This is a genomic window from Mesorhizobium sp. M7A.F.Ca.US.002.01.1.1, from assembly GCF_004022955.1.
GTDB lineage: Bacteria > Pseudomonadota > Alphaproteobacteria > Rhizobiales > Rhizobiaceae > Mesorhizobium > Mesorhizobium ciceri.
This window is the reverse complement of record NZ_RZQE01000798.1, coordinates 1-1686: the sequence shown is the minus strand read 5'-3', so window position 1 is coordinate 1686 and position 1686 is coordinate 1. Positions and strand designations below refer to the sequence as shown.

1 protein-coding gene is annotated in these 1686 nt (G+C 62.9%); it reads left to right on the top strand.

The features are described 5' to 3' along the window. Nucleotides 1-1686, top strand: a 1686-nt coding sequence (locus tag EN932_RS35545) for a DEAD/DEAH box helicase (RefSeq protein ID WP_128369495.1), incomplete at both ends; no start/stop codon positions are given.

Sequence of the window (1686 nt, the reverse complement as noted above, 5' to 3'; positions counted from 1 at the left end):
GGGTGGTGTTGACCGGCGATGCCTCTGAACTGCAGCGAGCAGATCGCCTGCTCAATAGAAAGCTAGGCCGGCGGGCTGAGGAAGCGGTCGACTCACCGCAAATACTTTCGGCCGCGAGAGGCTCTCTTCTCAAGGCTGGCTTCGTCCTCGATGAAGGGTTTGTCGACGCGCAATCCGGTATCGCGATGGTCGCCGCAGCCGACCTGTTTGGCCCTGCGCTGAAGGCGGATGCCGGCATGGCCGCAAGCATACTCGAACCCGAGTTGCGCATCGGCGACGTCGTCGTCCATGAAGACCATGGCCTGGGCGTGCTCGCGGCGGTCGAACAGGTCGACTTGGCTGGTCAGCACCAGGATGTTGTCAGGCTGGAATATCATGGCGGGGCTTCCTTGCTGGTTCCGGTCGACGACTTTGGGAAAATATGGCGCTACGGCTCGGAACCGGAGGCCGTGTCGCTCGATCGCCTCAACGGCGAGGGCTGGCCCAAGCGACGCGAGGCTGCGTTGCGCGAGATCGACAGGCTGGCCAAGCGCCTGGTGGGCCTTGCCGAGATGAGGTCCAGCCAGCCCGCCGAGATCATCAAGCCCTCCCGCGCGGACTTGGCCCGTTCTGCGGCGAAATTTCCCTATACCGAGACTCCTGACCAGGCCGCCGCCATCCGCGCTGTGCTCGACGACCTTTCCTCGGGGAGAACAATGAACCGGCTCGTCTGCGGTGATGTTGGCTTCGGCAAGACAGAGGTGGCTTTGCGTGCTTGCGCCGCCGCCGCCCTCTGCGGGAAACAGGTTGCGGTCATAGCGCCGACAACCGTGTTGGCACGACAGCACTATGAGACGTTCAGCCGCCGTTTCGCAGGAACGGGCCTGCAGGTCGCCCACCTGTCAAGGATGGTCGGGGCAGCAAAGGCAAAAGCGGCAAAGGAGGGCCTGCGGAGCGGCCAGGTTACGATCGTCGTGGGTACTCAGGCCTTGTCGTCCAGGAGCGTCACTTTCGCCAATCTTGGACTGCTGGTGATTGACGAGGAGCACCGGTTCGGCGTCAAGTTGAAGCTGGCCCTGCGGAACATGGCGCCCTGCCTTCACACGCTGAGCATGAGCGCCACGCCGATACCGCGGACGCTGCAATCGGCGCTGTCGGGCATCCAGGATGTCAGCGTTCTAAACTCTCCGCCCGCCAAAAGACGTCCCGTCCGCACGATCCTGGCAGCGTTCGATCCAGCATCGGTGCGCGCGGCCCTCTTGCGTGAATTTCACAGGGGTGGACAGAGTTTCTTCGTGGTTCCTCGCATCGAGGACATTGGCCCGGTCTCTGACCAGCTGAACAGGCTGGTGCCGGAACTCGGCGTCATGACGGCGCACGGTGAAATGAAAGGGAGGCAGCTGGACGAAGTCATGGTCGGATTCGCTGACGGTGATGGCGACATTTTGTTGAGCACCGACATCATCGAGAGTGGGCTCGATGTGCCTCGAGCCAACACCATCATTGTCTGGCGCCCGGACCGGTTCGGTCTGGCGCAGTTGCACCAGCTACGGGGTCGGGTCGGTAGAGGAGCGATGCAAGCGGCTGCGTTTCTTCTGACGGAACCTGGCGTTGAGCTGGCCGACGGCACCAGGGCCCGGCTTTCGACAATGCTTGCGCTCGATCGGCTTGGCTCCGGCCTGGCAATCAGTCAAAGGGACCTCGACC